The sequence below is a fragment of the Rhodococcus sp. SB1D genome, from assembly GCF_048573875.1.
GTDB lineage: Bacteria > Actinomycetota > Actinomycetes > Mycobacteriales > Mycobacteriaceae > Rhodococcus_F > Rhodococcus_F qingshengii.
On record NZ_JBMAIQ010000016.1, the window covers coordinates 70,254 to 96,945 of the forward strand.

At 63.3% G+C, this 26,692-nt stretch carries 27 protein-coding genes; 14 read left to right on the forward strand and 13 right to left on the reverse strand.

Annotated features, from left to right (window positions below; all coding sequences use genetic code 11):
- Positions 1–9: 9 nt before the first annotated feature.
- Genes ACN50D_RS27800 through ACN50D_RS27810 form a run of 3 tightly spaced genes read right to left on the reverse strand, consistent with a single transcriptional unit; the run spans position 10 to position 3,277 of the window.
- On the reverse strand, positions 10–1,218 hold the full coding sequence (locus ACN50D_RS27800) for a dihydrolipoamide acetyltransferase family protein (RefSeq protein ID WP_058227697.1): 1,209 nt from the start codon (positions 1,216–1,218) through the stop codon (positions 10–12).
- Positions 1,215–2,192, reverse strand: a complete 978-nt coding sequence (locus tag ACN50D_RS27805) for an alpha-ketoacid dehydrogenase subunit beta (RefSeq protein ID WP_058227696.1) — start codon at positions 2,190–2,192, stop codon at positions 1,215–1,217. Before ACN50D_RS27805 ends, ACN50D_RS27800 begins: the two co-directional genes overlap by 4 nt.
- Positions 2,189–3,277, reverse strand: coding sequence for a thiamine pyrophosphate-dependent dehydrogenase E1 component subunit alpha (locus ACN50D_RS27810; RefSeq protein ID WP_212634092.1), 1,089 nt, complete (start codon positions 3,275–3,277; stop codon positions 2,189–2,191). Before ACN50D_RS27810 ends, ACN50D_RS27805 begins: the two co-directional genes overlap by 4 nt.
- 221 nt (positions 3,278–3,498) lie before the next feature.
- Between ACN50D_RS27810 and ACN50D_RS27815 the strand changes: the two genes are divergently transcribed.
- Positions 3,499–4,527 carry a phosphotransferase family protein gene (locus ACN50D_RS27815; RefSeq protein ID WP_003941376.1) on the forward strand — a complete coding sequence of 343 codons (1,029 nt, stop codon included), beginning with the start codon at positions 3,499–3,501 and terminating at the stop codon, positions 4,525–4,527.
- Here ACN50D_RS27815 and ACN50D_RS27820 read toward each other — a convergent pair.
- The 3 genes from ACN50D_RS27820 to ACN50D_RS27830 are packed head-to-tail and all read right to left on the reverse strand — an operon-like array spanning position 4,524 to position 6,718.
- Complete coding sequence (locus tag ACN50D_RS27820; RefSeq protein ID WP_007726113.1) at positions 4,524–4,973, reverse strand: acyl-CoA thioesterase; 450 nt, start codon at positions 4,971–4,973, stop codon at positions 4,524–4,526. The two genes, ACN50D_RS27815 and ACN50D_RS27820, sit on opposite strands and share 4 nt — an antisense overlap.
- A complete protein-coding gene (locus ACN50D_RS27825; protein WP_003941402.1) occupies positions 4,970–6,208 on the reverse strand; it encodes a benzoate/H(+) symporter BenE family transporter in 1,239 nt (412 codons plus the stop codon). The genes ACN50D_RS27820 and ACN50D_RS27825 overlap by 4 nt, the downstream gene beginning before the upstream one ends.
- 36 nt (positions 6,209–6,244) lie before the next feature.
- Positions 6,245–6,718, reverse strand: a complete 474-nt coding sequence (locus tag ACN50D_RS27830) for an Lrp/AsnC family transcriptional regulator (protein WP_003941284.1) — start codon at positions 6,716–6,718, stop codon at positions 6,245–6,247.
- 102 nt (positions 6,719–6,820) lie between these two features.
- Between ACN50D_RS27830 and ACN50D_RS27835 the strand changes: the two genes are divergently transcribed.
- Together ACN50D_RS27835 and ACN50D_RS27840 are read left to right on the forward strand one after the other, a co-directional pair.
- Positions 6,821–7,444 carry a LysE family translocator gene (locus ACN50D_RS27835; protein ID WP_003941342.1) on the forward strand — a complete coding sequence of 208 codons (624 nt, stop codon included), beginning with the start codon at positions 6,821–6,823 and terminating at the stop codon, positions 7,442–7,444.
- A 22-nt stretch (positions 7,445–7,466) separates the two neighbouring features.
- Positions 7,467–8,303, forward strand: a complete 837-nt coding sequence (locus tag ACN50D_RS27840; protein WP_210377450.1) for a sulfurtransferase — start codon at positions 7,467–7,469, stop codon at positions 8,301–8,303.
- Between the two features lies 1 nt (position 8,304).
- Here ACN50D_RS27840 and ACN50D_RS27845 read toward each other — a convergent pair whose 3' ends face one another.
- Positions 8,305–8,766, reverse strand: coding sequence for a DUF6328 family protein (locus tag ACN50D_RS27845; RefSeq protein WP_003941357.1), 462 nt, complete (start codon positions 8,764–8,766; stop codon positions 8,305–8,307).
- Positions 8,767–8,779: 13 nt separating this feature from the next.
- The gene (locus ACN50D_RS27850) at positions 8,780–9,598 is read right to left on the reverse strand and encodes a shikimate 5-dehydrogenase (protein ID WP_212634093.1); all 819 of its coding nucleotides are present in this window, start codon (positions 9,596–9,598) and stop codon (positions 8,780–8,782) included.
- Positions 9,599–9,725: 127 nt separating this feature from the next.
- Between ACN50D_RS27850 and ACN50D_RS27855 the strand changes: the two genes are divergently transcribed.
- Positions 9,726–11,300, forward strand: a complete 1,575-nt coding sequence (locus ACN50D_RS27855; protein ID WP_058227739.1) for a molybdopterin-dependent oxidoreductase — start codon at positions 9,726–9,728, stop codon at positions 11,298–11,300.
- Here the strand turns inward: ACN50D_RS27855 and ACN50D_RS27860 are convergent.
- Positions 11,287–11,922, reverse strand: a complete 636-nt coding sequence (locus tag ACN50D_RS27860) for a TetR/AcrR family transcriptional regulator C-terminal domain-containing protein (protein WP_210377447.1) — start codon at positions 11,920–11,922, stop codon at positions 11,287–11,289. The two genes, ACN50D_RS27855 and ACN50D_RS27860, sit on opposite strands and share 14 nt — an antisense overlap.
- Before the next feature lie 158 nt (positions 11,923–12,080).
- Between ACN50D_RS27860 and ACN50D_RS27865 the strand changes: the two genes are divergently transcribed.
- Positions 12,081–13,313: a metal-dependent hydrolase family protein gene (locus tag ACN50D_RS27865; protein WP_210377446.1), complete on the forward strand. Its 1,233-nt coding sequence runs from the start codon at positions 12,081–12,083 to the stop codon at positions 13,311–13,313.
- Between the two features lies 1 nt (position 13,314).
- On the opposite strand, the gene ACN50D_RS27870 is transcribed toward ACN50D_RS27865, so the two are convergent.
- Together ACN50D_RS27870 and ACN50D_RS27875 are read right to left on the reverse strand one after the other, a co-directional pair.
- Positions 13,315–14,016: an HNH endonuclease family protein gene (locus ACN50D_RS27870; RefSeq protein WP_042923156.1), complete on the reverse strand. Its 702-nt coding sequence runs from the start codon at positions 14,014–14,016 to the stop codon at positions 13,315–13,317.
- Positions 14,017–14,123: 107 nt separating this feature from the next.
- Positions 14,124–15,044 (reverse strand): NADP-dependent oxidoreductase, encoded by a 921-nt coding sequence (locus ACN50D_RS27875; protein WP_210377444.1) that lies wholly within the window; start codon positions 15,042–15,044, stop codon positions 14,124–14,126.
- A gap of 63 nt (positions 15,045–15,107) precedes the next feature.
- Here ACN50D_RS27875 and ACN50D_RS27880 point away from each other — a divergent pair, with 63 nt between their 5' ends.
- From ACN50D_RS27880 to ACN50D_RS27890, 3 genes are all read left to right on the forward strand, one after another.
- Positions 15,108–17,924 (forward strand): DEAD/DEAH box helicase, encoded by a 2,817-nt coding sequence (locus tag ACN50D_RS27880; RefSeq protein WP_064444069.1) that lies wholly within the window; start codon positions 15,108–15,110, stop codon positions 17,922–17,924.
- Complete coding sequence (locus ACN50D_RS27885) at positions 17,921–18,694, forward strand: SWIM zinc finger family protein (protein WP_047270178.1); 774 nt, start codon at positions 17,921–17,923, stop codon at positions 18,692–18,694. Before ACN50D_RS27880 ends, ACN50D_RS27885 begins: the two co-directional genes overlap by 4 nt.
- Positions 18,695–18,843: 149 nt before the next feature.
- The gene (locus tag ACN50D_RS27890) at positions 18,844–19,593 is read left to right on the forward strand and encodes a GntR family transcriptional regulator (protein ID WP_007726130.1); all 750 of its coding nucleotides are present in this window, start codon (positions 18,844–18,846) and stop codon (positions 19,591–19,593) included.
- A 54-nt stretch (positions 19,594–19,647) separates the two neighbouring features.
- Here ACN50D_RS27890 and ACN50D_RS27895 read toward each other — a convergent pair whose 3' ends face one another.
- Positions 19,648–20,106, reverse strand: coding sequence for a PTS sugar transporter subunit IIA (locus ACN50D_RS27895; protein ID WP_003941386.1), 459 nt, complete (start codon positions 20,104–20,106; stop codon positions 19,648–19,650).
- Complete coding sequence (locus tag ACN50D_RS27900; RefSeq protein ID WP_003941324.1) at positions 20,103–20,333, reverse strand: glucose PTS transporter subunit EIIB; 231 nt, start codon at positions 20,331–20,333, stop codon at positions 20,103–20,105. The genes ACN50D_RS27895 and ACN50D_RS27900 overlap by 4 nt, the downstream gene beginning before the upstream one ends.
- 327 nt (positions 20,334–20,660) lie before the next feature.
- Between ACN50D_RS27900 and ACN50D_RS27905 the strand changes: the two genes are divergently transcribed.
- The 6 genes from ACN50D_RS27905 to ACN50D_RS27930 are packed head-to-tail and all read left to right on the forward strand — an operon-like array spanning position 20,661 to position 26,678.
- Positions 20,661–22,004: a PTS transporter subunit EIIC gene (locus tag ACN50D_RS27905; protein ID WP_003941307.1), complete on the forward strand. Its 1,344-nt coding sequence runs from the start codon at positions 20,661–20,663 to the stop codon at positions 22,002–22,004.
- A 2-nt stretch (positions 22,005–22,006) separates the two neighbouring features.
- On the forward strand, positions 22,007–22,276 hold the full coding sequence (locus ACN50D_RS27910; RefSeq protein ID WP_003941322.1) for an HPr family phosphocarrier protein: 270 nt from the start codon (positions 22,007–22,009) through the stop codon (positions 22,274–22,276).
- Positions 22,276–23,949, forward strand: coding sequence for a phosphoenolpyruvate--protein phosphotransferase (ptsP, locus tag ACN50D_RS27915; protein WP_125051520.1), 1,674 nt, complete (start codon positions 22,276–22,278; stop codon positions 23,947–23,949). The genes ACN50D_RS27910 and ptsP overlap by 1 nt, the downstream gene beginning before the upstream one ends.
- Entirely contained in the window at positions 23,946–25,187 is a 1,242-nt protein-coding gene (locus ACN50D_RS27920) for an N-acetylglucosamine-6-phosphate deacetylase (protein ID WP_212634094.1), read from the forward strand. Before ptsP ends, ACN50D_RS27920 begins: the two co-directional genes overlap by 4 nt.
- The gene (gene nagB / locus ACN50D_RS27925) at positions 25,175–25,954 is read left to right on the forward strand and encodes a glucosamine-6-phosphate deaminase (RefSeq protein WP_070160849.1); all 780 of its coding nucleotides are present in this window, start codon (positions 25,175–25,177) and stop codon (positions 25,952–25,954) included. The genes ACN50D_RS27920 and nagB overlap by 13 nt, the downstream gene beginning before the upstream one ends.
- Before the next feature lies 1 nt (position 25,955).
- Complete coding sequence (locus ACN50D_RS27930; RefSeq protein ID WP_419970243.1) at positions 25,956–26,678, forward strand: copper homeostasis protein CutC; 723 nt, start codon at positions 25,956–25,958, stop codon at positions 26,676–26,678.
- The last annotated feature ends 14 nt before the right edge of the window (positions 26,679–26,692 follow it).

A 26,692-nucleotide genomic window follows, 5' to 3' on the forward strand; every position in this document is an offset into this window, starting at 1 on the left:
CGTTCCTTTCTACAGGTGAGTCAGCAACAGGTCCGGGTTCGCGAGCATCTCTGCGACAAATGAGAGGAATCTCGCGGCCTGCTCACCGGTCAGCACGCGGTGGTCGAACGTCAACGTCAGTGTCACGACGCTCCGCACTTCGATCTTGCGCTCGATCACCCACGGACGCTCGCTCACCGAGCCCAGGCAGAGGATGACGGCTTCTCCTGGATTGAGAAGCGGAATGCCGCCGTCGACGCCGAAGACTCCGACATTGGTGATCGTGACGGTGCCACCCGTCAGGTGACGGACGTCCGTCTTTCCCTCACGGGCAGCAACGGTCAGTTCGGTCACCGCGCGTGCGAGTTGGACCAGGCTCAGTGTCTCGGCGCTTTTGATGTTGGGCACGGACAGTCCACGTTCGGAGGCGACGGCGATGCCGAGATTCACGTCATCGTCGACGGCGGCGTCGCCGCGGGCCTCGTCCCAATGCGCGTTCACCATCGGGTGCGAGGCGATGGCGGCCACCATTGCCTTGGCAGCGAGTGTCAGCGGAGTGAGAGACAGTCCGGTGAACGCCTCCGAGGAACGGAGCCTGCCGAGCAGTTCCATCGAAGGCGTGACATCGGCGGTGAGGAAGACGCTGGCCTGCGGAGCACGGGTGCTGGCAACCATCGCCGACGCCATCTGTTTTCGTATGCCGGACGAGGCCAGGCGTGTCGCGTTATCCGAAGGCGCCTGCACGGTAAGCGCGTCTGCGACGTCAGCCGCGGTGACGGCACCGTCGAATCCGCTGCCGGTGATTTCGCTCAGATCGATGCCGGCTTCGCGGGCCGCGCGCCGCGCCGCGGGGGTTGCGGGCCGACGCTCGGTACTCGCCGCGGATTGCGAGTACGGCGTGATCTTGCTCCGTCGGCGGCTCGGTCTCTCGGTCGCGGGTCCGTATCCGACCAGCACGCTCGGAGACTGAGAATTACTTGGAGACGGTGAATTTGAAGACTCCTCGATACGGATGATCGGAGTACCCACCGGAACGGTAGTGCCAGGTTCGACGAGGAGTTCTCTGACAACACCGACGTAGGGCGACGGCAGTTCGACAAGAGCTTTGGCTGTCTCTACCTGGGCGAGAACTTGATTGAGTGCCACAGTGTCGCCGACGCCGACCGCCCACTCGACCAGATCGGCGGAAGTCAGGCCCTCGCCGAGATCCGGTAACCGGAATTCGTGCGCCGTGCTCATGCTGCCAGCGTTCGGTCGAGCGCCGCGAGGATCCGGTCGGCGTCCGGAAGGTGAAAACGCTCGAGCTTGGCGGGCGGGTAGGGGATGTCGAATCCGGTGACCCGCAGGATCGGTGACTCCAACTGATAGAAGCAGTGTTCCGCGACGTGTGCTGCGATTTCGGCGCCGACGCCGAGAAACTTCTGCGCCTCATGGACGACGACAAGCCGGCCTGTCTTGTTCACCGACGCCTCGATCGTGTCGAAGTCGATGGGGGAGAGTGAACGCAGATCCACGACCTCCAGATCGTGGCCTTCTTCTTCGGCAATCCGCGCGGCCTCGAGTGCGGTGGCGACCATGGATCCGTACGCAACCACTGTCGCGTCGTCTCCAGGGCGAGCGACGCGGGCACGGTGGAGCGGAAGCTCGGGCGCGGCATCGGTATCCACGTCGGCGGTGTCCCAGTAGCGCCGTTTGGGTTCGAGGAATATCACCGGGTCGTCGCCGGCAATGGATTGGCGGATCATGTGAAAACCGTCGATCGGATTGCTCGGGTACACCACCCGCAGTCCCGCGGTGTGAGCGAAGTACGCTTCCGGCGACTCCGAATGATGTTCCACCGCACCGATTCCGCCGCCACTGGGAATCCGAATCGTCAGTGGCGCAGAGGCAGCGCCTCGGGTGCGGTACTGGATCTTGGCCACCTGCGAGACGATCTGATCGAAAGCCGGGTAGACAAACCCGTCGAATTGAATTTCGCAGACAGGCCGATATCCGCGCAAGGCAAGACCGAAAGCTGTTCCCACGATCCCTGATTCGGCGAGGGGCATGTCGATCACCCGGGTGTCGCCGAAGTCCTTCTGCAGGGCGTCGGTAACCCGGAATACGCCGCCGAGACGGCCGACGTCCTCGCCCATGATGACAACGCGACGATCGTCTTCGAGTGCGCGTCGAAGGCCGGTGTTGAGCGCGGTCACCAGATTCATGACGGTCATGACGAAGCCCCTTCCAGGCTACGGAGATGCGCGCGATGCTCTTCGCGTTCAGCGTCGATCAGTGGGTGTGCCTCGGCGTAGACGTGATCGAAGAGCGCTGACGGGGGCGGATCGGCGAGCGCGATGGTTGCGCGTCGCAGTCCAGCGGCGACGTCGTCGGCGGCTGCCGCGATGGTGCTGAGTTCGTTTTCTCCGAGAAGATCGCGACGGCCGAGGAGCAGACGCATTCGCTCGAGCGGATCGCGGCTTCTCCACTCCGACATATCCGTATCGGTGCGGTACCTGCTCGGATCGTCGGAGGTCGTGTGCGGGCCCATCCGGCAGGTGATCGCCTCGATGAACGTCGGGCCGCTGCCTTCGCGTGCGCGATAGAGCGCCGAGCGCGTCACGGCGAGCACGGCAAGGACGTCGTTACCGTCGACGCGGATCGCCGGAATACCGTAACCGATCGCCCGAAGCGAGATGGGTGTACGGGACTGCAGGGATACCGGTTCACTGATGGCCCACTGGTTGTTCTGGCAGAAGAAGACAACGCCGACACGGAAACTGGCGGCAAATCCCATCGCCTCGGCGATGTCACCCTGACTTGTTGCGCCGTCACCGAAGTAGGCGATCGTTGCGATCTCGGCGCCGTCCAGGTGGGCGCCGAGCGCATATCCGGTGGCGTGCAGACCTTGGGAGCCGACGACGATCGCCGGATTGGTGACGCTGAATTGTTCTGGATCCCAACCGGAATGGGAGATTCCGCGCCACATGGTGGTCAGCAATTCGGGGGGAACACCCCGGCAGTACGCGACGGCATGTTCGCGATAGCTGGTGAAGGCGAAGTCGCCCGGGGCGAGCGCTCTCGCGGAACCGACCTGCGCGGCTTCCTGACCGAGCATCGGAGCCCACAACCCGATTTCACCTTGACGCTGCAGGGCAACAGCTTCGGTGTCGATGCGGCGACTCACGACGAGATCGCGATACAACGACAGCAGTTCGTCAGGCCCGATGTCCGTTATCAGGCGGTCGAATTCGGGACGGCACACCCGTGCGCCGTTCGGTTGGATGAGTTGGACCGGATAATCGAGGTTGTCGACCATCTTCGCTCACCTCGGTTTCTGCTCATGCCCGGCGCGCCTCGTGAGTACGCCGCACAATCCCGATGTGTCGTATGCAGTTGTCGCTCTACCATCAGGATCCCCCTGATTGGGAAATCCGCAAGTATTTTCACTGCCGTATCAAGACCTGAGCTGCGAACTGACGAGTAACAAACGTGTCGGTACGGCCAACCGATCGGACTTCAACCGCTAGCATCGGTGCGGTGACTGCAGTCGGTTTGAACGAAGAAGCTGTTTCCGCGTGGATCGCCGAACTGGGGGTCGGCGCCACGACACCACTGACTTTCGAGAGGATCGGTAACGGGCAATCGAACCTGACCTACTCCGTGACGGATGCGGGCGGAGGACGGTGGGTACTGCGCAGACCTCCACTCGGCACGTTGTTGGCGTCCGCGCACGACGTCGTTCGCGAGCACCGCATCCTGTCCTCGCTCCAGGGAACCAAAGTGCCGGTTCCGAAGATCCTCGGCATCACGGAAGATCCGGAGATCACGGACGCTCCGCTGGTCCTCATGAGCTACATCGACGGCGTTGTGATCGACGGCGTCCCGGTGGCTCAGAAGTTGACCGAGGACGAGCGTCGCGCGGTCGGCTTGGCGATGCCGAAAACCCTCGCCAGCATCCACGGAGTTGACCTGGAAGAGACCGGGCTGGATGACCTGGCCAGCCGCAAGCCTTTTGCCGAGCGTCAGCTCAAGCGATGGTCGGCGCAGTGGGAGAAGTCGAAGACCCGCGATGTTCCGGATGTCGACCGATTGGCCGAGATTCTGCACCGAAACATTCCGGAACAGAACGAAGTGACCTTGGTTCACGGCGACTTCCACCTCAACAACGTCATCACCGATCCGGCCGAGGGGCGCATCGTTGCCGTCGTCGACTGGGAGCTGTGCACGTTGGGGGAGCCGCTCGCGGATCTCGGTGCGCTACTCGCGTACTGGCCGGAAGCCGGTGACAAGGTTGCCGGTCCGTTCATGGCGTCCACGCTGGAAGGCTTCCCGAACCGTGACGAGCTGGTCGCTGCCTACGTCGAGGCGACTGGCCGCGACGTGTCAGCGGTCGGATACTGGCACGTACTCGCTCTGTGGAAGCTCTCGATCATCGCGGAGGGCGTGCTGCGACGCATCCTCGACGATCCGCGCAACAAGGCCGAGCACGGCGGCCCGACCGTCGCGCTGATCGACGGAATCGTTGCACGCGCCGTCTTGACGGCAGATCAGCTCGGCCTGAGCTAGTTTTCGGTCAAGGTCCCGGCTGCCGATCTGATGGCCGCCGGGATCTCCACCGGCTTACGGGTGTCGGCGTCGACGTAGACGTGCACGAAGCGCCCGGTCGCGGCAGGTTCCCAATGGCCGCTTTCGACCTCGTGGAATATCGCCAGCGCGTAGACGATGCTCTTGGTGCCGAGCTTCTCGACGGAGATACCCACCTGCAACTGCTCGGGGAACGACAGCTCGCTCAGGTACCGGCACGACGTCTCGGCGACGACGCCGATGGCAGGCAGGGTGCGGATGTCGGTTCCAGTGGAAGACATCAGCCAGGCGTTGACCGCGGTGTCGAAGTACGAGTAGTAGGTCACGTTGTTGACGTGGCCGTAGTGATCGTTGTCGTCCCACCGCGTCGGGACGGGCCAGAGAACGGGAAACTCGCTGATCGACGGGGGCGTCTGCGCTGTGCTCACGGCTTCGACTGTAGTGAGGACTTTCGCGAGAGTGAGGGCAGGGTGGTGCCCTGTAGGACTGCACGCACGATCAGCCCCACCAACAGTGCCCAGAATGCCGAACCGATTCCCAGGATACTGACCCCGGATGCGGCGATCAGAAACGTGACCACGGCGCCTTCACGTTCACTCGCCTCGCTCAGCGCCGACGTGAGGGCGCCGGCAAGCGTTGCCAGGAGCGCCAGTCCGGCAACAGTTTCCACGACTCCGGCCGGTGCGGCGGCTACCAGAGCGGCCACCGCGGCCGCGCCGGCAGCGAGAACGAGATACGCCCAGCCTGCGGTGAAGGCAGCGATCCATCGACGTTTGGGATCCGGATGTGCGGTGGGGGCGGCGGCCAGGGCTGCGCTGATCGCCGCGAGGTTGATCGCATGGCCACCGGCCGGTGCGCCGACGATGGTGCCGATACCCGTCACGATCATCGACGGTCGCCAGGGAACGGTGTATCCGAACGAATTCATCACGGCCACACCGGGAATGTTCTGCGAAGCCATCGTGACGATGTAGAGGGGAATCGCAATGCCGATCATTGCCTGCCAGGTCCACGACGGCGCGGTGAGATCGATGCGGGGAATCATGGCGCCGGCGTCGAGCACTCGATCCGACGTGACGAGGCTGATCCCGATCACGACCGCGGCGGTGAGGAACGCGAGCGGAACCGCCCATCGCTTGGAGAAGCGCTGCGCGGCAAGCCAAACCAGGATGACGGGCGCGACCGCTGCGGGGGCGTCCCGGACGGCGATGATCGGCGCCAGGCACAACGGCATCAGAACCCCGGCGAGCATCGCCTGCGCGAGGGGCGTCGGGATTGCCGAGATGATCCTTCCGAGCGTCGGCCACAGTCCGGTCAGAACAATCGCGATTCCGACGACGATGAATGCTCCGACCGCCGCCGGCCACCCACCCTCGACGGCTCCGGCGCCGGCGAGCAGAGCGGCACCGGGAGTCGACCAGGCCAGGGTGATCGGCATCCGATACCGGCGTGAGAGCCAGAGCATTCCCAACGCTTGGGTCACACACAGAACCAGCAGTCCGGACGCCGCCTCGGTCGCGTCCGCGCCGACAGCGGCGAGGCCGGTGAGGACCACCGCGAACGAACTGGTGAAGCCGACGAGGGCCGTGACGATGCCTGCGCTCATCGGTTGCGAGTTGCTGCGAACGGCTTCCGGTTCGGTGGTATCTGTGGAGTCCGACATGGTCAGTGATTCTGCCCGACCCGCTCGAGGCCCGATTTACCTGTCCGGTCGGATGGGTGAGGTGACCGCTTTGCCGTAGATGAGGTGCGTTTGGGCGTGCCAGACCTCGGGATGTGCGGCGAGGTGGTCGATCAATACCCGTTGTAGATGAGCGCTGTCACGGACCGCGACGTGGAGGAAGAAGTCCTCGGGCCCCGAGACGTTGAAGAGCGCAAGCGTTTCCGGCAGCGCTAGCGCGTCGGCGGTGAACCGGTCGACGAGGTCGCGGCGGTGTGGTCGCAATTGAACGGCGATGATCGCCTGCATCGACCGGCCAACGGCTGCCGGATCGACAACCGCATGGATGCCGCTGATCGTGCCGTTGGCGCGTAGGCGTCGGACGCGCTCGTGGCACGAGGACGTCGCCAAACCGACTCGATCGGCCAACACCTTGTTGGTGATCGACGCGTCGTTCTGCAATTCGGCCAAAATCTTCCAGTCCACCGGATCCAGAGGCTCATTCTTCGTCATCTGCCGAACTATATCCGGAGTCGTTTTGAACTTCCCGGATCTAGTTGCACACTCCTGGCATGAACATGTGTCTCGAATCAGCTCGGGTGTGAGGTATTTCGGATGAGTGTCGGTCAATGGCTCGCTTTCGGCTCCCTGCTATCCATCGTCCTGTTCACGCCGGGACCGGATTTTGTCCTGATCCTGCGTCATTCTCTAGCAGATCGTCGGACCGGCGCGGTGGTGGCCGCCGGTGTGATTTCCGGGCTCTTCGTTCACACCGCTGCCGCGTCACTGGGTCTCTCCGCACTTGTGGCGACACGGCCACAGTTGCTCTCCGCGCTCACCTACGCCGGGGCGGCATATCTGACCTGGCTCGGCATCTCCGCGATTCGAAGTGCTTTCAAAGCCCGCGCCTCGGACGAGGGAATTCCGGCAGCGAAAGAACCGATCGCGGTCACCACGGCATTTCGCTACGGCTTCCTCTCGAACCTGCTGAACCCGAAGGCGTTGTTGTTCTTTCTCGGGCTACTCCCGCAATTCATCGAGCCGGGTGAAGGCGCAGGGCTGCGGACGTTGATGTTGGCGGGCGCGACGGTGGTCGCCGCGGCACTGTGGTGGGCGATCGTGGTGGTGTTGGCGGCCGGAGCCGGCAAGAAGCTGCGTCGCCCTGGCGTCGGCAAGCGAATCGACGTGGTGACGGGAGTGTTGTTGGTGGGCCTCGGTGCCTTCTTCGGGGTTGCATGAGTGGTCGTGTCAGGATGGGCTCATGACACTTCCCGTGCTGATCGACGTCGAAGAACTGTCCGCTCTCATCGAGGCCGGCGCTGCGCCGCGATTGCTCGATGTCCGATGGGCGCTGGGTGATTCGAACGGCGAGCAGCATTTTCGCGACGGCCATATTCCCGGTGCGGTATTCGTGAACCTCGACGAGGAACTTGCCTCGCCGCCGTCGCCGGGCAAGGGAAGGCATCCGCTGCCGAGTCTCGAAGACCTGCAGGCCGCGGCGTGTCGTTGGGGAATCGACGACGGTGATTCGGTGGTGCTTTACGACGCCACCGGCAACACGGCCTCTGCTCGTGGTTGGTGGCTGCTGCGGTGGGCCGGACTCTCGGATGTCCGACTGCTCGACGGCGGGCTGCAGGCCTGGGAGTCCGCAGGACTGCCGTTGGCGGCCGGTATCGGCGAGTCCGTCAGCCCGGGCGACGTGACTTTCACCGGCGGCAACATGCCGACTGTCGACATCGACGGTGTCGGCAACTGGACGAGCGAGGGCGGTGTCCTTCTCGACGCCCGAGCCGGGGAGCGGTACCGCGGCGAGGTCGAGCCGATGGATCCCGTCGCAGGGCACATCCCCGGTGCGGTGAACGCGCCGACCGCCGAGAACATCACCGGCGACGGGCGATTCCTGGATACGACCCACCTGCGTGAGCGATTCGCCGGACTGGGCGTCGGAGACAAGGTGGCGGTGTACTGCGGATCCGGAGTGACTGCCGCGCACGAGATCGCGGCGCTCGCGATCGCCGGTTACGACGCGACGCTGTTCCCGGGCTCGTGGTCACAGTGGTCCAACGACAGCACTCGCGCCGTCGACACCGGAGCCTGAGTCAGCTCTTGGTGCGATCGATGAATGACGGCACGAGAAACCACAGCGCCGTGAACATGATCGCGGCGCACGCTGCCAACACCTTTGCGGCAACTCCGCCGACGGCGACCTCGGCGATCAACAGGACCGTGCCGGTCATGGAGGCGGCCAGAAAGGCTATGCCGCACAGGGCGAATCGGTTGGCCACGGGCAATATGTTCTCGCGGTGCCCACGGCGGAAAAGCATGCGATGCCAGACCGCGGGTGCCATCAGGAACCCGAACGAGATGGCAACAAGGATCACCGTCACCAAGTGGATGCCGCGGATGTACGCCGACGCTTCCTCGTAGCGTTCGGTGAATGCCACGGCCAGCAGGAAGGCAAACAGGATCTGCACACCAGAGAGCGCGACGCGCAGTTCTTGCAACAACTCGTTGAAGTTCCGCGCGAGTTGTTGAGGTGGAGTCTCCCCGGTCTCGTTCAAGGCGACGTGGTTCCTACGCCCGTGAGTATTCCGATGCTCGCCGGATCTGCTCCGCGCTCGGGCGCACACCGGTGTAGAGAACGAACTGCCCGGCGGCCTGAAGGGCAATGACCGACGCTCCTGTGATCGCCGTTTTGCCGAGTTCGGTCGCCAACGCGATCAGTGGCGTCTTCGAAGGCATCGCGACGACGTCGAAGACGACATCGGCTGCGCGCACTGCGTGCTCGGGGAACGACAGTGCATCTGCTTCTGCGCCGCCGGACATACCGATCGGGGTGGCGTTGATCAGCACACCGGGACGAAGCTCACCGAGTTCGGCCTGCCAGTCGAAGCCGTACTGCTTCGCAAGCGACGACCCCACTTGCTGGTTGCGGGCGATCACGGTGACGTCGGTGAATCCGGTGTCGCGCACCGCGGCGACGACTGCTTTTGCCATGCCACCGCTGCCGGCGACAGCGACGGACAGGCTCGTGTCGACGTTGTTGTCACGCAGTAGATCGGCCACCGCCTGATAGTCGGTGTTGTAGGCGTGCAGCACTCCGGACTCGTTGACGATCGTGTTGACGGAGTCGATGGCGCTGGCCGAATCATGCATGACGTCGATGTGCTCGATGACCTGTTCCTTGAACGGCATCGACACCCCACAGCCTCGAATCCCGAGTGCTCGTATGCCTGCGATCGCGGCTGGCACGTCTTCGGTGGTGAAGGCTTTGTAGACGAAGTTCAAGCCCAATTCTTCGTAGAGGTAATTGTGAAATCTGGTGCCGATGTTGCTCGGTCGCCCGGAGAGCGACATGCACAGGAGCGTGTCCTTGTTGAGGTCGACGGTCATCGTTCCCACTCTAATCGCGAGTTCGGAGTAGTTCTTGATGGAGGAGTGCACCCATCCGGATGGCCCGCAGCGCCGAATGTCGGGTATCCGATCGAAGCACCACTCGCACCGACAGAGCCGAGACGACATGGTCACACAGAACATCGACGAGCACCCGAGCACCGAATCTCGTCCACCGCGTCGTAGATGGGCTGCTCACGCGATCTCCGGGGTCTTGGCCGCGGCTGTCGTCCTGGGCGTCGGTGAACTGGTTGCGTTGCCGATCAACCCGGACGCGTCGCCCTTCTACGCGGTAGGTGCGACTACCGTCGACCGAACGCCGGCGTGGGCTCGCGAGTTCGCGATCGATACTTTCGGTACCAATGACAAGCCGGCGCTGTTCATCGGAATGTCGATCTTGATCGTTCTGCTCGGTGCGGTGGCCGGGCTCCTGGAACGGCGACGCCGCCCGATCGGCAGCGTCATTCTCGTTCTTCTGGGCGCGGTTGGTGTGTATGCGGCGATGCAGCGCCCGACTGCCGATGCGATGTACGTGTTCCCGACGCTGGTCGGTGTGGTGGCGGGCGTCGCAACCTTGCGGTTGCTGATCACACAACTCGAAGTGCCGCTCTCGCCGGGCGTCGCCGACTCGTGGTTGCCTCGTCGTCAGTTCCTTCTGCTGGCAGGTGCGGCGTTGGCAGTGGCTGCGGCAGCGGGTGCCGCCGGGAAGTTCGTGGGTCAGCGAATCGCCGGAGCAGTAGCGAATCGTGAAGACTTTGTCGTGCCCACCGCCGCTGACCCGGCGCCGCCGATCCCGGCGGGTGCGGATATCGCAATTGCGGGTGCGTCGACGTACATCACGCCCAACGACGACTTCTACCGAATCGACACGGCACTCCTCGTTCCGCAATTGACGACGGATTCGTGGGAACTGCGGATTCACGGAATGGTGGACCGCGAGATGACGTTGTCGTTCGACGATCTGGTGGCGCGAACGCCCATCGAGCGGGTCATCACGCTGACGTGTGTCTCGAACGAGGTGGGCGGCGTTCTGGCCGGGAACGCGAAGTGGATCGGTTATCCCATGAAGGACCTGCTCGACGAAGTCGGTGTCCATCCCGACGCCGACATGCTCCTCTCGACCAGCGTCGACGGCTTCACAGTCGGCACCCCGGTCGAGATAGTCACCGACGGCCGTGACGCGATTCTCGCCGTGGCGATGAACGGTGAGCCGTTGCCGTTCGAGCACGGTTATCCCGTTCGGCAGGTGGTTCCGGGGCTGTACGGTTTCGTGTCCGCCACCAAGTGGGTGACGGAGTGGGAGTTGACGCGTTTCGACAAGGTCGAGGCCTATTGGACCCAGCGCGGTTGGGGTGCGCAGGCACCGATCAAGACGTCGTCGCGTATCGAGGTGCCGGCAGCTTTGGCGCCGATCGAGCCGGGCCAGGTGCTGGTGGCGGGAACGGCCTGGGCTCAGCATCGCGGGATCGAGAAGGTCGAGGTTCGCGTCGACAACGGTGAATGGCAACCGGCGACGCTGGCCCAGGAGTACTCGGTCGACACCTGGCGGCAATGGTCGTGGATGTGGGATGCAGGCTCAGGTTTGCACACCGTGCAGGTCAGAGCGACGGATTTGGACGGGAACGTTCAGGTGGAAGAGCGCACTCCGCCGATCCCCGGTGGAGCCACGGGATGGCACACCAGGTCGTTCACCGTGAAGTGACGTCGGAATCCGAATGAGGTTCGGTATACAGACGAACAACGCGCTGAGCCATCCATCCGGCGATCAGGGTTCGCAGGCCGAAGTCGAACGTGTCGTCGGTTCGCAGTGGGGTCGTAGCCTCGCGCGTGATCTCGCTCGGGTTGGAGGATTGAGTCCACGCGACATCCGGCGTCGAGAGTTTCACGACGGATCCGAGAACCAGACTGTCCAGCGTGGAGATTGCGTGACGAGTGTCTGTCGAATCGAAACCCCCGTCCGAAAATGCTTGAACCAGTGCAGTATCGATAGTAAAAGTTACCTCTGTGCGGACGCTTCGTGTCATGAGCAGCGGGATGAGGCGCCAGTGCTCGACCGCAGCTCGGCGATAGGCCCACCCCCACGCGCTGATCCGTTCGCTCCACCCTGCCGGTGGGTGGGGGACAGAGATCGACGACATCACGCGGATGCGCATGAGTTCGACGATCTCGGATCGACCCGAAATATGTGTGTAGAGCGAAGACGGAGTCACGTTCAGTTGCTTGGCGATCCCGGGCATGGTGAAGTCGCCGGTCGCGTCGACAGCATCCAGAGCCGCGTCGGTGATGTTTCGCGTGGACAGTATCGGCTGGGTGGGACGCGGCATCGATTCTCCTGGTGAGGGATTCGTCAGCAATCTCGGACTTTATCGAGTGATGACAACTCCTTGATTTCGGGAGCCGGTATGCATCATACTAACCGAACCCTATTCGGTATGTCGGCGGAATCTTCCGGCGATCGGTACACGTCGGAGGAACATCTAATATGTCTGTCGTATGGCTGACCGGTGCAACGATCATCGACGGGACGGGCGCCGACCCGATCGAGAACTGCGCTGTTGCTGTGGAAAACGGGCGCATCAGTGCACTCGGTGGCACGCCACCCACGGGGGCGGAGGTGCTGGACTGCACTGGGTTGACAATCACGCCCGGCCTCATCGACGCACACGTTCATCTCGGTGGATCGAGCGATCTCGCACCGAGCCTGCGGCGTCAGATCTCGGTAGCCGAGCTCGCTGCAGACATGTTCGCGACCTGCGCATCGACCCTCGACGGGGGATTCACCACTGTTCGTGACTGCGGCGGAATCGACGGTGGACTCGCCGGAGTTGTCGCCTCGGGCAAGATCCCGGGTCCGCGGATCATTCAGTGCGGCCCGATCCAGTGCCAGACCGGTGGACACGGACACCTGGCGGCCGAATGGGAGCCGACTTCGGACTGGTCCGATCATGACATCCCCGGATTACGGTGTATGTCTCTGCTTTCCGACGGTCCGCACGAAATGCGAAAGAACGTTCGCGAGACGTTCCGCAGGGGTGCGGACTTCCTCAAACTGTGTGTTACCGGGGGAGTGGTATCCACTCATGACAAGCTCACCGATACCCAGTTCACGGTCGACGAGATCGAAGTTGCCGTCGAGGAAGCCAATGCGCGCGGTACCTATGTCACGGTGCATGCTCACAACAACGAGGGAATCCGTAACGCTGTCACTGCCGGCGCGAAATGCGTCGAGCACGGCTCTGATATCGACGACGAGACCGCCAAGTTGATGGCCGAGCACGACGTCGCCTTGGTGCCGACGTTGGCTGTGGTGCAGGCGCTCTCGGACAGCGCGGCGTCAGCAGGTCTACCCGAATCGATTTCGGCTCGGATCGGCCAGATGATGCAGGGTCAGATCGACGGGCTTCTTGCTGCTCGAAATGCCGGCGTCAGAGTGGGCTTGGGATCGGACCTCATCGGTACCGATCAAACGGGCCGTGGGATGGAGTTGGTCCTGCGCGCCAAGGTCGAAACACCCATGGATGCACTGGTTTCCGCTACCCGGATCAACGCCGACATTCTCGGAATCGCCGACGAGGTCGGCACCATCGAAGTCGGTAAGTTCGCCGACCTCGTTGCCTTCCGCGGCAATCCGTTGACGGATCCCTCGATCTTTGCCGATCGTGAGCGGATCGCACTCGTCATCCAGAGTGGGCGAGTGGTGAAGGACTGCCGCTAGATCAGCAGCGAGTGGCAAGGTCCGTCAGGGTCGAATGATCAGCTCGGCTGACTGGTAAGCCATAGGAAATCGCGACGGTCAGGTACTTGCCGGCGTAGAAGCATCGGTACGCAGGATCGGGCGGCAACCAGTCACTGGGCGTGCTGTCGCCTTTCGCCTGGTTGTCGGGGCCGTTGACGGCCAACAGGTTCAGAGACATGTCGTTCGCGAACCTCATCCGCAACGCAGGAGTCCAGGAGTTCGCGCCGAAGTCCCAGGCCGCGGCGAGCGGGAAGACGTGGTCGATCTGGACGGACTTGGCCTGGCTGCGTTCGAATTCGATGCGATCTCCGGAGTACGGGTCGGTCATCGCGCCGGACAGTACGACGCAGTCACGTGTTCCTGGTTTGAACACCACGTCCGAGAGATCTTGGGCCAGGACGTTGTTGCGGGTATCGCACCCGTCGTGGCCACCAGGTGCGTCCTGGTCGTCGGACCACGCGGGGCCGAAGACGCAGGCCTCGCCGTTACCGCAGCCGCGCTGGTATCCACCCGGATGTGGTCGGGTGTCGACAATCGCTGTCCGGGACAGCAACTCTTCCAGTTCCGATCGCGTGGGGCTGCCAGGGGCCGACTCGAGACGCTCGTCCCCGAACCATCCGCAGGACGCGACGAGACATACGAGCGCGAGCGTCGACAGGATCGCAAATAACCGTGCAACCACCTGTGCCCCCGCCCGTCGTAGACGGTGATTCAACGCCGTCCGTCGTAGACGGTGATTCAACGCCGTCCGTCGTAGACGGTGATTGAACCATCGGGGGCCGACAGGAATCAGCCAAACTCGATCACCACTTTGCCGGCGGCATGGCCGTCTTCGACTGCAGCGAGCGCTTCCCCAGCGCGGGAGAATGGGTACCGCCCGGACACGGACGGGTCGAGGATCCCGTCGGCCACGAGCGCCGCGATCTCCGTGAATACTGCTGTAGTTCTTCGGCGTTCGACACCACCGCCGCCGAGTCGGCTCGCCGCCAGAGGATCGGCGATGCTCAGGATCGGTGCGTCCGGTCGGGCGAGCTCAGCGCCGCGAGTGAGAGTGTCCCCGCCGACCAGGTCGAAAACCGCGTCCACTCCGACTGGGGACAACGCGGACACGTCGTCTGCGAAGCCGTCCCCCGACGCAACCCAACGTGCTCCCGCTTCCTCGATCGCGGTTCTCTTGGACTCGCTCGCGACACCGATCACGTTGATACTCCGCGCCAGAGCAAGCGCGATCGTGCTGCGACCAACGCCGCCGCCGGCGCCGAGCAGCAGGAGTGTCGCCCCGGGTTTCAGACCGAGATCGTGGAGTGCGTCGTAGGCCGTTCCTGCCGCAACCGTCAGCACTGCGGCATCGGCCCAGGACACGGTAGGCGGCTTGTGTGCTGTCGAGGCGACGTTGAGCAATGTCGACGCGGCGTAGCCGCCGAAGCCGGTCGCGGTAGCGCCGAACACTTCGTCGCCGACCTCGAACTCGGTGACCCGCGGACCTACTCCGATGACAACACCGGACACTTCGCGGCCCAGAACCGCAGGCAGCGTCACCGGGACAGTATCTTTTCGAGTACCCGCGCGAACTTTCCAGTCAGCGGGGTTGACGCCCGCCGCTCGGACCGACACCAGCAGTTGGCCAGCACCGGGCGGGGGCAAGGTGACGTCGAAGTAGGACTGTGTGTCGGGTCCGCCGTACTCGGTGAAGCCGTATGCCGTCGTCATGCCTGCCAGCCTATTGCCCGGTAGGCGGGAAGTGGTGTCGGTGGCACCTGATTGGATGGTCGGATGCTGCATGGACTCTGGTCACCGGGATCGGGGCTCAAACTGTGGGTCGACGGGCACGACGGTGCCGGGACCGACGATCCCCGTGATCCGGTCAGTGCTGTCCTGCATCGCAAGTTCCGTCATCGTGTGAATGTCGCTATGCCGCCCGTACCTGGCGGGCCTTTGCAGAGTGAGTACGCAGCTGTTGCGTTGGCGCCGCCAGACGCAGTCGATCTCCTGCTGCGGTTCAAGGCCGACGACCAGCGAATCGCGGGAGACCTGCACTTTCTCGTACATGTGGCGCGAGGAATAGACCGGTGGGTGCGCGCCGGACGGGTGGTCCCCGCACTGACGCGGGCTGAAGGAAGTTGGTGGCCACGCTGGCAGTTGTCGGTGGGGGAACGCCAGCGCGCCTGGATCGGCGAACTGGTAGTGGCGATGCCGCCGGTGCAGCGGGCGGTCGGTTCGCCGAGGGCGACGATCGAAGACATCACGAACGAACTCACGGACCCGATCGTCCGTCGTGCTCTCGGGGACTCGCATCCGGTGGTGCAGACCCCGCTGTGGCAGGCCGTGTTGTCCGGGGACGCTTTCGACGACGTGTCGGTACGAGCGGCCGAGGGACTCGCCGAATGGGGGTCGACGTTCACCGCCGGAGAGCCGGACTTGGTTCTGCGGCTGATCGAGCCTGAACTCGACGACAATTCCGATCCCGACGACGATGCGCTGTGGCGTCTGCAAGTGTGTTTGCGTCCTGAAGGTGAAGCGCCCGAACGTGTTCGACTGCACCGGGCAGATCCCAAACGTATCCAGCTCGGCAGCCGCAAGCTCGAAGACGCAATCAAGGCTTACCCACGTTTTCGCGACGTGCCGCGTGACGAGGACAGCCTCGACCTGTTGCTGCCCACACCTGTCGTGATGGACCTGGTCGGACACGGCGCGATAGTCCTGCGAGAGCGAGGGATCACGCTGCTGCTTCCTCGCGCATGGAACGTGGTGTCTCCATCCCTGCGTGTGCGCGTGACCTCGGCGGCATCTCCGATCGTTGCGGAGAATCGTACGGTCGGTATGGACCAATTGCTGGAATACGATTGGGAATTGGCGCTCGGAGACAAGGTACTCACCGCCGAGGAAATGACCCGACTCGTCGATGCGAAGTCCGATCTGGTCCAGTTGCGCGGCGAGTGGGTTCAGGCGGACAAAGACGTCCTGGCCCGCGCGGCTCGTTTTGTCAGTCAGCGGCACTCGAGCGGGGACCGAGCGATCGTCGATCTGATCAAGGACTTGATCGCCGACGACCTCAAAGACCTGCCGGTCGAGGAAGTGAAAGCAACCGGATGGGCCTCTGCACTGCTCGACCAGTCGGTGGCTCCGCGGCAGGTCGCGGTACCGTCGACGGTCAACGCGACTTTGCGTCCGTATCAACGACGCGGTCTCGACTGGTTGGCGTACATGAGTGCCCTCGGGCTCGGCGCCGTTCTGGCCGACGACATGGGTCTGGGTAAGACGCTGCAACTGTTGGCGTTACTTGCGCACGAGAAGTCCAAGACAGCAACCCTTTTGGTGTGCCCGATGTCGGTCGTGGGAAACTGGCAGCGTGAAGCGGCGCGATTTGTACCGAGCTTGCGCGTCTACGTTCATCACGGTTCGGATCGCGCTACCGGGGCGGAGTTGGAACAGGCAGTTCGTGAGAGTGATCTGGTGATCACCACCTACGCGCTCATGACCCGCGACGTCGCGGCCCTCAAGGATCTCGACTGGCGGCGCGTAGTGCTCGACGAAGCTCAACACATCAAGAACGCCAAGACATCTCAGGCGAGAGCTGCTCGCAGCATCCCCGCGGATCATCGCGTTGCTCTGACCGGAACGCCGGTGGAGAACCGACTGGACGAGCTGCGGTCAATCCTCGATTTTGCCAATCGCGGTGTACTCGGCTCGGAGCAGATGTTCCGCAAAAGGTTTGTCGTACCGATCGAGCGGGAAAAAGATCAGCTTGCCGTCTCGCGACTGCGAGCCGTCACGTCCCCCTTTGTGCTGCGGCGCGTGAAGACCGATCCCGCCGTGATCGCGGATCTCCCGGAGAAGTTGGAGATGACGGTTCGAGCGAATCTCAGCGAAGAGCAGGCCGCGTTGTACCGCGCCGTGGTGGACGAGATGATGGCGCAGATCAAGGGGACGGAAGGGATGAAGCGCAAGGGCGCCGTCCTGTCTGCGCTGACCAAACTCAAACAGGTGTGCAATCATCCCGCGCACTTCCTGCGCGACGGTTCGCCGGTGATGCGCCGCGGGCAACACCGTTCGGGAAAGCTCGGACTGGTCGAGGACATCGTCGAGTCGGTCATCGGCGACGACGAGAAGGTTCTGTTGTTCACACAGTTTCGTGAGTTCGGCGAATTGGTGGTGCCGTACCTGGCCGACCGGTTCACCACCGAAGTTCCGTTTCTCCACGGCGGAGTGTCGAAAGCCGGGCGCGACGCAATGGTCGAGGCATTCCAAGGTGAAGGCGGCCCGCCCATCATGGTGCTCTCGCTCAAGGCCGGCGGCACGGGTCTGAATCTCACGGCGGCCAACCATGTGGTTCACCTCGACAGATGGTGGAACCCGGCGGTAGAGAACCAGGCGACGGACCGTGTCTTCCGCATCGGTCAGAGAAAGAACGTTCAGGTACGCAAGATGGTGTGCGTCGGAACCTTGGAAGAGCGAATCGACACGATGATCGCGAGTAAAAGTGAACTCGCCGAACTTGCAGTCGGGACCGGTGAGAACTGGGTGACGGAGATGAGCGTCGAGCAACTGGACGAGTTGTTGCGACTCGGCGACGACGCGGTGGGCGAATGAGTCCGCGCGGTAAAGGCCCCGATTTCAGTGAGTACACCGGGCCTCGACGGCGAGCACCCGCGCCGGTCAAGCCTCGTCCAGCGTTCGGGAGGACGTTCTGGGGCAAGGCTTTTGTTCGGGTCGTCGAAGAGATCGGCGACAAACCTCGTGTCACGCGTGGGCGTACGTATGCGCGTTCGGGTCAGGTCTTGGCGCTTGACATCGAACCAGGAGTGGTGACGGCCGAGGTTCAGGGCAGCCAACTTCAACCGTTCGTTTCCACGCTGTCGATCGACACCCTTGACCAATCGGATATCGACGACATCATCACCAAGATCCGCCGCGTGCCGGGAAGTCTTGCCGCACTGGTGTCCGGCGTTGTCCCGGACATGCTTGCTGCTCAACTGATACCGGACGGCCCGTCGGCTTTTCGCTTCGACTGCACCTGCCCCGATGTCGGTTGGCCGTGCAAACACGCTGCGGCCGTGGCGTTCTTGACCGCGGAGCGAATCGACACCGATCCGCTCAGGTTGCTGAGACTTCGCGGGGTCGACCTGGAGCAGTTGATCGGGGGAGTGGAAGACGAGTCGACTGTTTCGGTGGACGTCGAGAATTGGTTCGGAATCGCGGCTGCCCTCCCTGCGCTACCGAAGGTGCCTTTTCGCGCGGCGATCGACGATCTGGATATCAGGCGGTTGCGCGAGGCGGTTGCGGCATTGGGATTGGACATGGCTCAGCAGAACGTCGCCTTGGACGAAATACGGTCCATCTACCGACGGTTGGACGGTTGAAATCGGACAACTCCGGACTGGTGCTAGTTTCCTGTCGTAAATTCCAGTATCGTTAATTGGACCGGTCCGGTCGGGACCTGCCTGCGATTTCAGGTCGTTGTCGTCGGCGAATAGACGACTATTCATTTCTCGGAGGGACAGTCGCTGTGATGCCCGTTCATTTGCGCGACAGCGCAATACCCAAACACGAACAGTTGCGCACCATTCTCCTGCGCAAGTGCACCCAAGAGCTCCAGCCTGGCGACTTGATGACCAGCGAGCGAAACCTGATGCAGGACTACGGCGTCAGTCGGATCACCGTTCGCGAGGCAATCGGGCAACTGGTCAATGACGGACACCTCGTTCGCGTGCGTGGCAAGGGAACCTTCGTTGCGCACCGTGCTGTCCAATCCAAGCTGCACCTTGCATCCTTCACCGAGGAAATGCGCGCCCAGGGGCATCACCCCACGACGGTGGTCCTGGTCAGCGAACAGGGGCCGGTCCCCGAAAACACTGCTGCCGCACTGAATATGCGACCGGGTTCCGACGGTTACCACGTCAAGCGCTTGCGCCTTGCCGACGGCGAGCCGGTGAGCGTGGACGACGGCTGGTTCAATCCCGAACTGTTGCCGGGTTTACTCGACATGGACTTGACGGGTTCGATCTATCGGGCAACCGCCGACAAGTACGACAAGCCGATCGATCGGGCAGAGCAGACAGTCAGTGCCGATGGTGCCAGTACGGAGATCGCGACTCTCCTGGGCACTCGTAAGGGCGCTCCGGTTCTGTACTTCGATCGAGTGTCGTTCAGCGAGATCGCACCGGTCGAGCACACTCGCAGTTGGTACCGATCCGACCGCTACCAGTTGCAGATGGAAGTCCAGGGCCAAGCGCGGCCCAAAACGCGCGGCGACCAATAGTCATCGTTCGAAGCGAAAGGGCGAGCACACCTTCCGGTGTGCTCGCCCTTTGCGTTACGCCGACCAGTCGAACAGAGTGTCGCCAGTGGCGACGTCCCCACCGACGGAAGGGGATTCGACGGTGTCCGGTTTGGAATCCATCACGACTACCGGGCAGATCGCCGAGTAACCGGTCGTGTCGATGTGCGCTGGATCGAAGCTGACGACGGGATCACCGGCATTGACGGTGTCACCCTCGGCGGCGATGAGGGTGAATCCGTCGCCTTCGAGCTTGACCGTGTCGATGCCGATATGGACCAGCACGCCGGTGGCCTTCTCGCCGAAGATCACGAACGCGTGGGGGTGAAGTTTCAGGATCTTTCCGCTGATCGGCGCCACGACCGTGAGTGGGCCCTGACCGCGAGCGGGTTCGATCGCGACGCCCGAGCCGACCATCTGCTGAGCGAACACCGGGTCCGGTACGTCAGCGAGTGCGACGACCCGACCGGGGAGCGGGGCGAGGACGACCGTCACAGGATGTCCTCGATGTCCTCGGCAAGGGTGTCGGCCTCGGGCCCGACGATGACCTGGACAACCGTTCCGGCTTTGAGCACGCCGTGTGCGCCGGCAGCCTTGAGAGCGGACTCGTTCACCTTCGCTCCGTCCTTGACCTCGGTACGCAGGCGGGTGATGCAAGCCTCGATCTCGACGATGTTCTCTGCGCCGCCGAGGCCCTTGATGATTGCTTCCGCTTTCGACATTTGCTGCTCCTGATTGTCGGGTTGGTCGTGATCGTTGAACGGTCGTACAGGTGGGCTGACTAGTTGCTGGTCAAGGCTATCCCGGTTACGTATGTCACATTTGGGTGTTGACAACTCGCCTCCACCAGGTAAAACTACAACTGGTTATGACCGGACAGTACCCGTTGGAAGTCCGGCTCCACAACAGTTTCTACAAAACGGTTTCGGCCTCACTTCCGAGCAAGAACCGTGACCTGCATTTTCACGAAACCTGCACGTGTACGACACCCGAATTTCCAGAACCAGCGGCCGATCGCGACGCGGCCCGGCGAACGAAGAAGGTCCTTGATGACTCTCGAAGACACCCCGAAGAAGGAATCGAAAGTGTTCGCCGGGGTTCAACGCCTCGGCCGAAGCTTGATGCTTCCGATCGCCGTTCTGCCGGCTGCGGGAATCTTGCTCCGCCTCGGCCAGGACGACCTGCTCGGGCGATTCAGTTCGATGCACAGTGCTGCTGCAGTGATCTCTGCGGCAGGACAAGCAGTCTTCACGTGGCTGCCGCTGATCTTCGCCGTCGGTATCGCGATCGGCTGGGCCAAGAAGGCCGACGGATCGACTGCCTTGGCAGCCGTCGTCGGCTACATGGTGATCGACGGCGTGTTCAAGGCGATGTCGCCGATCGTCCTCGAAGGGAAGACGGACCCGAACGGGGATCAATCCCTGATCAACTACGGTGTGCTCGCCGGTATCGTGATGGGCTTGCTGTCGGCGATCTTGTGGCAGCGGTTCTATCGAACGAAGCTTCCCGATTATCTCGGGTTCTTCAACGGGCGCAGGCTCGTTCCCATCCTGACAGCGATCACCGGTCTTGTGGTCGGTGTCCTGATGGCATTCGTGTACCCCTTGTTCAACTCCGGCCTCAACTGGGTCGGTGAAGCAGTTGCTTCCAATACCGTTGTGGGCGGCGGCATTTACGGCGCAGCGAACCGCCTCCTGATCCCCACGGGCCTGCACCACATCTTGAACTCCGCCGTGTGGTTCCTGATCGGCGACTACCAGGACGCGAGCGGTCAAATCGTTCGCGGTGACCTCAACCGGTTCTTCGCCGGCGACCCCTCCGCCGGTACGTTCATGACCGGCTTCTTCCCGATCATGATGTTCGCCCTCCCCGCTGCAGCCTTCGCAATCTGGCGTAACGCCAAGCCTTCTCAGAAGAAGCTCGTCGGCGGCATCATGCTCTCCACCGGCCTGACCGCATTCCTCACCGGTATCACCGAGCCGCTCGAATTCTCCTTCATGTTCGTCGCGTGGCCCCTGTACGTCATCCACTCGCTCCTGACCGGAACGTCGATGGCCTTGGTCAATGCGCTGGGGATTCACGACGGATTCACGTTCTCCGCAGGCTTCTTCGACTACGTGTTGAACTTCGGCAAGGCAACCAACGCATGGATGTTGATCCCGATCGGACTCGGCTACGCCGTGATCTACTACTTCCTTTTCAGCTTCGTCATCAAGAAGTGGAATCTGCGCACGCCAGGACGAGAAGAAGAGGTCGAGGTGGCCGCAGGTGAGCCCGACCCAGCGCTGCTCGAGGCCGAACTGGCACTGGCTGCCGAAGGTGACAGCCGCACCGACGCCCCGCTCGTCGCCGAACTGGAAAACAAGCTCGACAAGGAACTGGAAGGACGCTGAACATGGCGATCGCAACCACGACAATCGGATCCCGCGTCGGACTCCACGCACGACCCGCAGCGCTCTTCGCGCGCGCCGCAGCCGATCTACCGGTAGACGTCACCATCGCGCTCGGCGACGGCGAACCCGTCGATGCCTCCAGCATGTTGTCTGTCATGACTCTCGGTGCAGCATTCGGGGATTCGGTGACCTTGCGTGCTGACGGTGACGGCGCCGACGCTGCGGTCGGTTCGCTCGCAGAGCTTCTCGCATCCGAACTGGACGAAGCCTGATGACGGCGAGTGTGGACAACCGCATCGCGGGTATCGGAGTGAGCGCGGGTTCGGTCTGCGCGCCGTGGTTGCGATTCTCCACGCCTGAGCCGACCTCGGCGGCGGACCCGATCACGGGCAGTCCCGAGGCAGAGCTGATCAGGATCCGTGAGGCACTGGACGCCGTCGCGGAGGAACTGCTCTCGCGTGCAAAGACAGTCGAGGGCGTCTCCGCGGAGATCCTGACGACGTCGGCTGCGATGGCGCGCGACGCGGGCATCGTGAAGGCGGCCAAGGCGAACCTGGAATCGGGGCTGCCGACCGCACACGCCGTCGCAGTCGCCTTCGACGCCTTCTGTGAAAAGCTCACGGCGCTCGGCGGGTACATGGCCGAACGGGCAACCGATCTGCGCGATCTCGGGCAGCGAGCCGTGGCCGTTCTTCGAGGGGAGCCGATGCCCGGAATCCCCACTCCCGGTTACCCGTACATACTGGTGGCGCGCGACCTCGCTCCGGCGGATACGGCGACGCTGGGCACCAGTGACGTGGTCGGATTGTTGACTGCCGAAGGAGGTCCGACCAGCCATACGGCTATCTTGGCGAAGTCGCTCGGAATCCCGGCCGTGGTCAACTGCTCGGGAACCGATCTGCTGGCGGAGGGGAAACTTCTCATCCTCGACGGCACCACCGGGACGGTCACCATCGATCCCTCGGCAGAAACGCGCGAGCGCGCAGTCCTCGAAGCATCGTTCGTGGCAGAGCAGTCGGCTTCGGCACAGGGTCCAGGACGCACGCGTGACGGGTTCGCGGTGAGGTTGTCGGCCAACATCGGAACCCTCGAGGACGCCGCGCGGGCCGGAGCGGCGGATTGCGAGGGCGTCGGACTGTTCCGTACCGAATTCTCGTATCTCGGGCGTCACGACGCACCGTCGGTGGAGGAGCAAGCACAGACGTACGCGTCGGTGCTCGGGCACTTCGCCGGACAGAAGGTGGTGGTCCGCACTCTCGATTCGGGTTCGGACAAGCCGTTGCCGTTTCTCGATCTCGGGGTCGAGGAGAATCCGGCCCTTGGTATCCGCGGGCTCCGTGTCGGCACGGTTTATCCCGACACACTCATCTGCCAGCTCGACGCCCTCGCGGCGGCAGGCAATGCGACGGGCGCCGATCTGTGGGTCATGGCGCCGATGGTAGCTACGGCCGACGAGGCGAAAGACTTTGCAGAACTTGCGCGTTCGCGGGGGATCGGCAAGGTCGGAGCAATGATCGAGGTTCCAGCTGCAGCGTTGCGGGCGAAGGATATCCTCGAGCACCTCGATTTTGTCAGTATCGGGACCAATGATCTGAGCCAGTACACCTGCGCCGTGGATCGTATGGCCGGAGGTCTGGCGCAGCTGCTCGATCCGTGGCAGCCGGCGGTCCTCGATCTGATCGCGATGGTCGGTCAGGCGGGCGCCGATGCCGGAAAACCTGTTGGTGTGTGCGGAGAATCCGCGTCTGACCCGCTGTTGGCTCCGGTTCTGGTCGGTTTGGGCGTGACGAGTCTGTCGATGTCGGTCCCGGCATTGGGCGCAGTTCGCGCGCAACTGGCCTCTCTCGATCTGGCGGTGTGCAAGGACATGGCCGCGGCGGCGCGGGGCGCGCGAAACCCGATCGAGGGTAGAGCGGCCGTCGCGCGGATTCGCGAGTCGGCATGAGTACATCAGGCTCGGCTGCTGTCGGCGATCCGATCGTATTGCGGGGAACTGTGATCGGATCTCCGGCCGGGAAGATTCATGACGGAGTCGTCGTCGTGGACGGCGAAAAGATCAGTTGGGTCGGCTCGGCTGCGGACTACGTGGCTTCCGCACCCGTCGTCGTCATTCCGGAACGCACCGACGCGGTGATCATGCCCGGCTTGATCGATGTCCACAGCCACGGCGCCGCGGGTGCTGGTTTCCCGAACACCGACGCCGATGGAGCGAGCCGCGCGGCGGCGCACCATTGCGAGCACGGCACGACCGGAATGCTGGCCAGCCTGGTCTCCGCACCGCGCGCAGATCTGGTGCGACAAGCAACGATGCTCGCCGATCTGGTCGAACGCGGAGAACTTCTGGGTATCCACCTCGAGGGGCCGTTCATCAACGGCGTCCGCTGCGGTGCCCAGGATCCGGCGGCGATCATTCCCGGTGATCCGGATCTGCTCGAAGCCGTGTGTGACGCCGCGCGTGGGACCGTGCGGTCCATGACCTTGGCGCCCGAGACCGAGAATTTCGAAGAGTTGCTCGCGATCATGCGTCATCGCAACATCGTGCCGAGTTTCGGTCACACCGATGCCGACGCGGCAACGACGTCGGCGCGCATCGATGCTGCGGTGCACGGGGATTGGGCCGGACAGATCAGCGCGACCCACCTCTTCAACGGGATGCCGCCCCTGCACCATCGATCTCCGGGTCCCGTCGCGGCGTGCCTGGCGGCTGCCGCGAGAGGCGAGATGGTGGTGGAACTGATCGCAGACGGTGTGCATCTTGCGCCCGAGACCGTGTCGATGGTCTTCGACGCTGTCGGACCGGACCAGATCGCCTTGGTCAGTGATTCGATGGCCGCGGCGGGAATGGACGACGGCGACTACCAACTCGGTGCGCTCGACGTCACGGTTGCCGACGGTGTAGCAAGACTCGCGACCACCGACGGCAGTTCCGGTGCCATCGCCGGAGGGACTGCAAGATTGCTCGACGTGCTTCGCAGCACTGTCTTTGACGGCGGTGTCGCGCTGGAAGATGCTGTCGCAGCGGCAACTCGGAGCCCAGCGCGTCTGCTGGGACTTGGCGACCTGATCGGATCGCTGGCCGTGGGCTGCCGGGCCGACATCGTGGTCACCGATCGTCAATTGCGCCTGGGGCGTGTACTACTCGGCGGAAAAGCCGCCGGAGAGGAAAAATCATGGAAATCGTAATTCAGCCGACACCCGCGGAGGTCGACTCGACCGTCGCGGACATCGTCGAAGGCTACGTCAGAGCCGGGGCGACGACGCTCGGTCTCGCAACGGGGTCGTCGCCGATCGGAACCTATCGTGAACTGGCAGCGAGGCATCGCGACGCCGAACTCGACTTCTCGCTGGCTCGGGCATTCCTGCTCGACGAGTACCTGGGATTGCCGAAACGCCATCCGCAGTCGTACTACTCGGTGATTCGGTCGGAGTTCGTCGATCACGTCAACCTGGATCCCGCGATGGTGTCCAGTCCCAACGGTGAAGCGCCGTGCCCGGAGCAGGAGATCGCCCGGTACGACCAGAGCATCGCGGCGGCCGGGGGAGTGGACGTGCAGTTGCTCGGCATCGGTACCGACGGCCACATCGGCTTCAACGAGCCCGGATCGTCGTTGACCTCGAGAACCCGCGTGAAGACGCTGACCGAGCAGACCCGGATCGACAACGCACGCTTCTTCGACGGTGTGGACGACGTCCCACATCACGTGCTCACCCAGGGGCTCGGAACCATCAGCGATGCAAGGCATCTGGTGATGATCGCGACCGGAGAAGGCAAGGCTGACGCGATCGCCGCTGCCGTCGAAGGTCCGTTGTCTGCTTTCTGCCCGGCTTCGGTGATGCAATTGCATCGCCATGTCACCGTCGTCATCGACGAAGCTGCGGCCAGTTCACTCAAACTTGCCGACTACTACCGGTATGCGCTCGAACACAAGCCGTCGTGGCAGCCCTTCTGACATGACGGTTCTGGAGCTGGCAGTGCAGGACGTGCGGGGGGCGAGGATCGCGCGTTCGGTGGGAGCGACTCGAGTCGAGTTGTGTGCGGCACTCGGCCCCACGGGGGGATTGACGCCCAGCATCGGAGTGATCGAGGCTGCGTCGGAAGTGGGGATCGCGGTTCACCCGCTGATCCGTCCGCGCGCCGGAGGTTTTGTGTTCTCACCCGACGAAGTGTGGGTGATGGAGCACGACGTACATGCTGCTGTGGCCGGTGGAGCTTCCGGCATCGTGATCGGCGCGCTGACAGAAGATTATTCGATCGACACCGTCGTGCTGCGCCGCATCATCGGATGCGTGGACCGTGCGCGGGTCGAGGTGACAGTACATCGTGCGATGGACGTGGTGACCGACCGTCTGACCGCGCTGGACGAACTGATCGACCTGGGCGTGACCCGCGTGCTGACGTCCGGGGGTGCGGACACTTGCAATGAGGGACTCGACGAGATCGGTCGAATGGTCGAACATGCCGCGGGCCGGATCCAGATCATGGCCGGTGGCGGAATAACCGTCGACGACATCCCGGCAATCGCTGCCGTCGGCGTCGATGCGGTGCATCTCTCGGCGCGCAAGGTTGTCGCAGTTTCCGGCGGACCTGGTGGGGGATCGGACGGATACGACGTCACCGATGCAGTAGTCGCGCAGGAAGCGGCAGCCGCGCTCCGCGCTGTGCGGGGTTTTTAACCCCCCCCGGTTAT

Excerpts from the sequence above, each read along its gene's own strand:
- ACN50D_RS27800 (WP_058227697.1), bottom strand. The coding sequence starts at position 1,218 with ATGAGCACGGCGCACGAATTCCGGTTACCGGATCTCGGCGAGGGCCTG.
- ACN50D_RS27805 (WP_058227696.1), bottom strand. The coding sequence starts at position 2,192 with ATGACCGTCATGAATCTGGTGACCGCGCTCAACACCGGCCTTCGACGC.
- ACN50D_RS27810 (WP_212634092.1), bottom strand. The coding sequence starts at position 3,277 with ATGGTCGACAACCTCGATTATCCGGTCCAACTCATCCAACCGAACGGC.
- ACN50D_RS27825 (WP_003941402.1), bottom strand. The coding sequence starts at position 6,208 with ATGTCGGACTCCACAGATACCACCGAACCGGAAGCCGTTCGCAGCAAC.
- ACN50D_RS27830 (WP_003941284.1), bottom strand. The coding sequence starts at position 6,718 with ATGACGAAGAATGAGCCTCTGGATCCGGTGGACTGGAAGATTTTGGCC.
- ACN50D_RS27835 (WP_003941342.1), top strand. The coding sequence starts at position 6,821 with ATGAGTGTCGGTCAATGGCTCGCTTTCGGCTCCCTGCTATCCATCGTC.
- ACN50D_RS27840 (WP_210377450.1), top strand. The coding sequence starts at position 7,467 with ATGACACTTCCCGTGCTGATCGACGTCGAAGAACTGTCCGCTCTCATC.
- ACN50D_RS27850 (WP_212634093.1), bottom strand. The coding sequence starts at position 9,598 with ATGACCGTCGACCTCAACAAGGACACGCTCCTGTGCATGTCGCTCTCC.
- ACN50D_RS27855 (WP_058227739.1), top strand. The coding sequence starts at position 9,726 with ATGGTCACACAGAACATCGACGAGCACCCGAGCACCGAATCTCGTCCA.
- ACN50D_RS27860 (WP_210377447.1), bottom strand. The coding sequence starts at position 11,922 with ATGCCGCGTCCCACCCAGCCGATACTGTCCACGCGAAACATCACCGAC.
- ACN50D_RS27865 (WP_210377446.1), top strand. The coding sequence starts at position 12,081 with ATGTCTGTCGTATGGCTGACCGGTGCAACGATCATCGACGGGACGGGC.
- ACN50D_RS27875 (WP_210377444.1), bottom strand. The coding sequence starts at position 15,044 with ATGACGACGGCATACGGCTTCACCGAGTACGGCGGACCCGACACACAG.
- ACN50D_RS27880 (WP_064444069.1), top strand. The coding sequence starts at position 15,108 with ATGCTGCATGGACTCTGGTCACCGGGATCGGGGCTCAAACTGTGGGTC.
- ACN50D_RS27885 (WP_047270178.1), top strand. The coding sequence starts at position 17,921 with ATGAGTCCGCGCGGTAAAGGCCCCGATTTCAGTGAGTACACCGGGCCT.
- ACN50D_RS27890 (WP_007726130.1), top strand. The coding sequence starts at position 18,844 with ATGCCCGTTCATTTGCGCGACAGCGCAATACCCAAACACGAACAGTTG.
- ACN50D_RS27900 (WP_003941324.1), bottom strand. The coding sequence starts at position 20,333 with ATGTCGAAAGCGGAAGCAATCATCAAGGGCCTCGGCGGCGCAGAGAAC.
- ACN50D_RS27905 (WP_003941307.1), top strand. The coding sequence starts at position 20,661 with ATGACTCTCGAAGACACCCCGAAGAAGGAATCGAAAGTGTTCGCCGGG.
- ACN50D_RS27910 (WP_003941322.1), top strand. The coding sequence starts at position 22,007 with ATGGCGATCGCAACCACGACAATCGGATCCCGCGTCGGACTCCACGCA.
- ptsP (WP_125051520.1), top strand. The coding sequence starts at position 22,276 with ATGACGGCGAGTGTGGACAACCGCATCGCGGGTATCGGAGTGAGCGCG.
- ACN50D_RS27920 (WP_212634094.1), top strand. The coding sequence starts at position 23,946 with ATGAGTACATCAGGCTCGGCTGCTGTCGGCGATCCGATCGTATTGCGG.
- nagB (WP_070160849.1), top strand. The coding sequence starts at position 25,175 with ATGGAAATCGTAATTCAGCCGACACCCGCGGAGGTCGACTCGACCGTC.
- ACN50D_RS27930 (WP_419970243.1), top strand. The coding sequence starts at position 25,956 with ATGACGGTTCTGGAGCTGGCAGTGCAGGACGTGCGGGGGGCGAGGATC.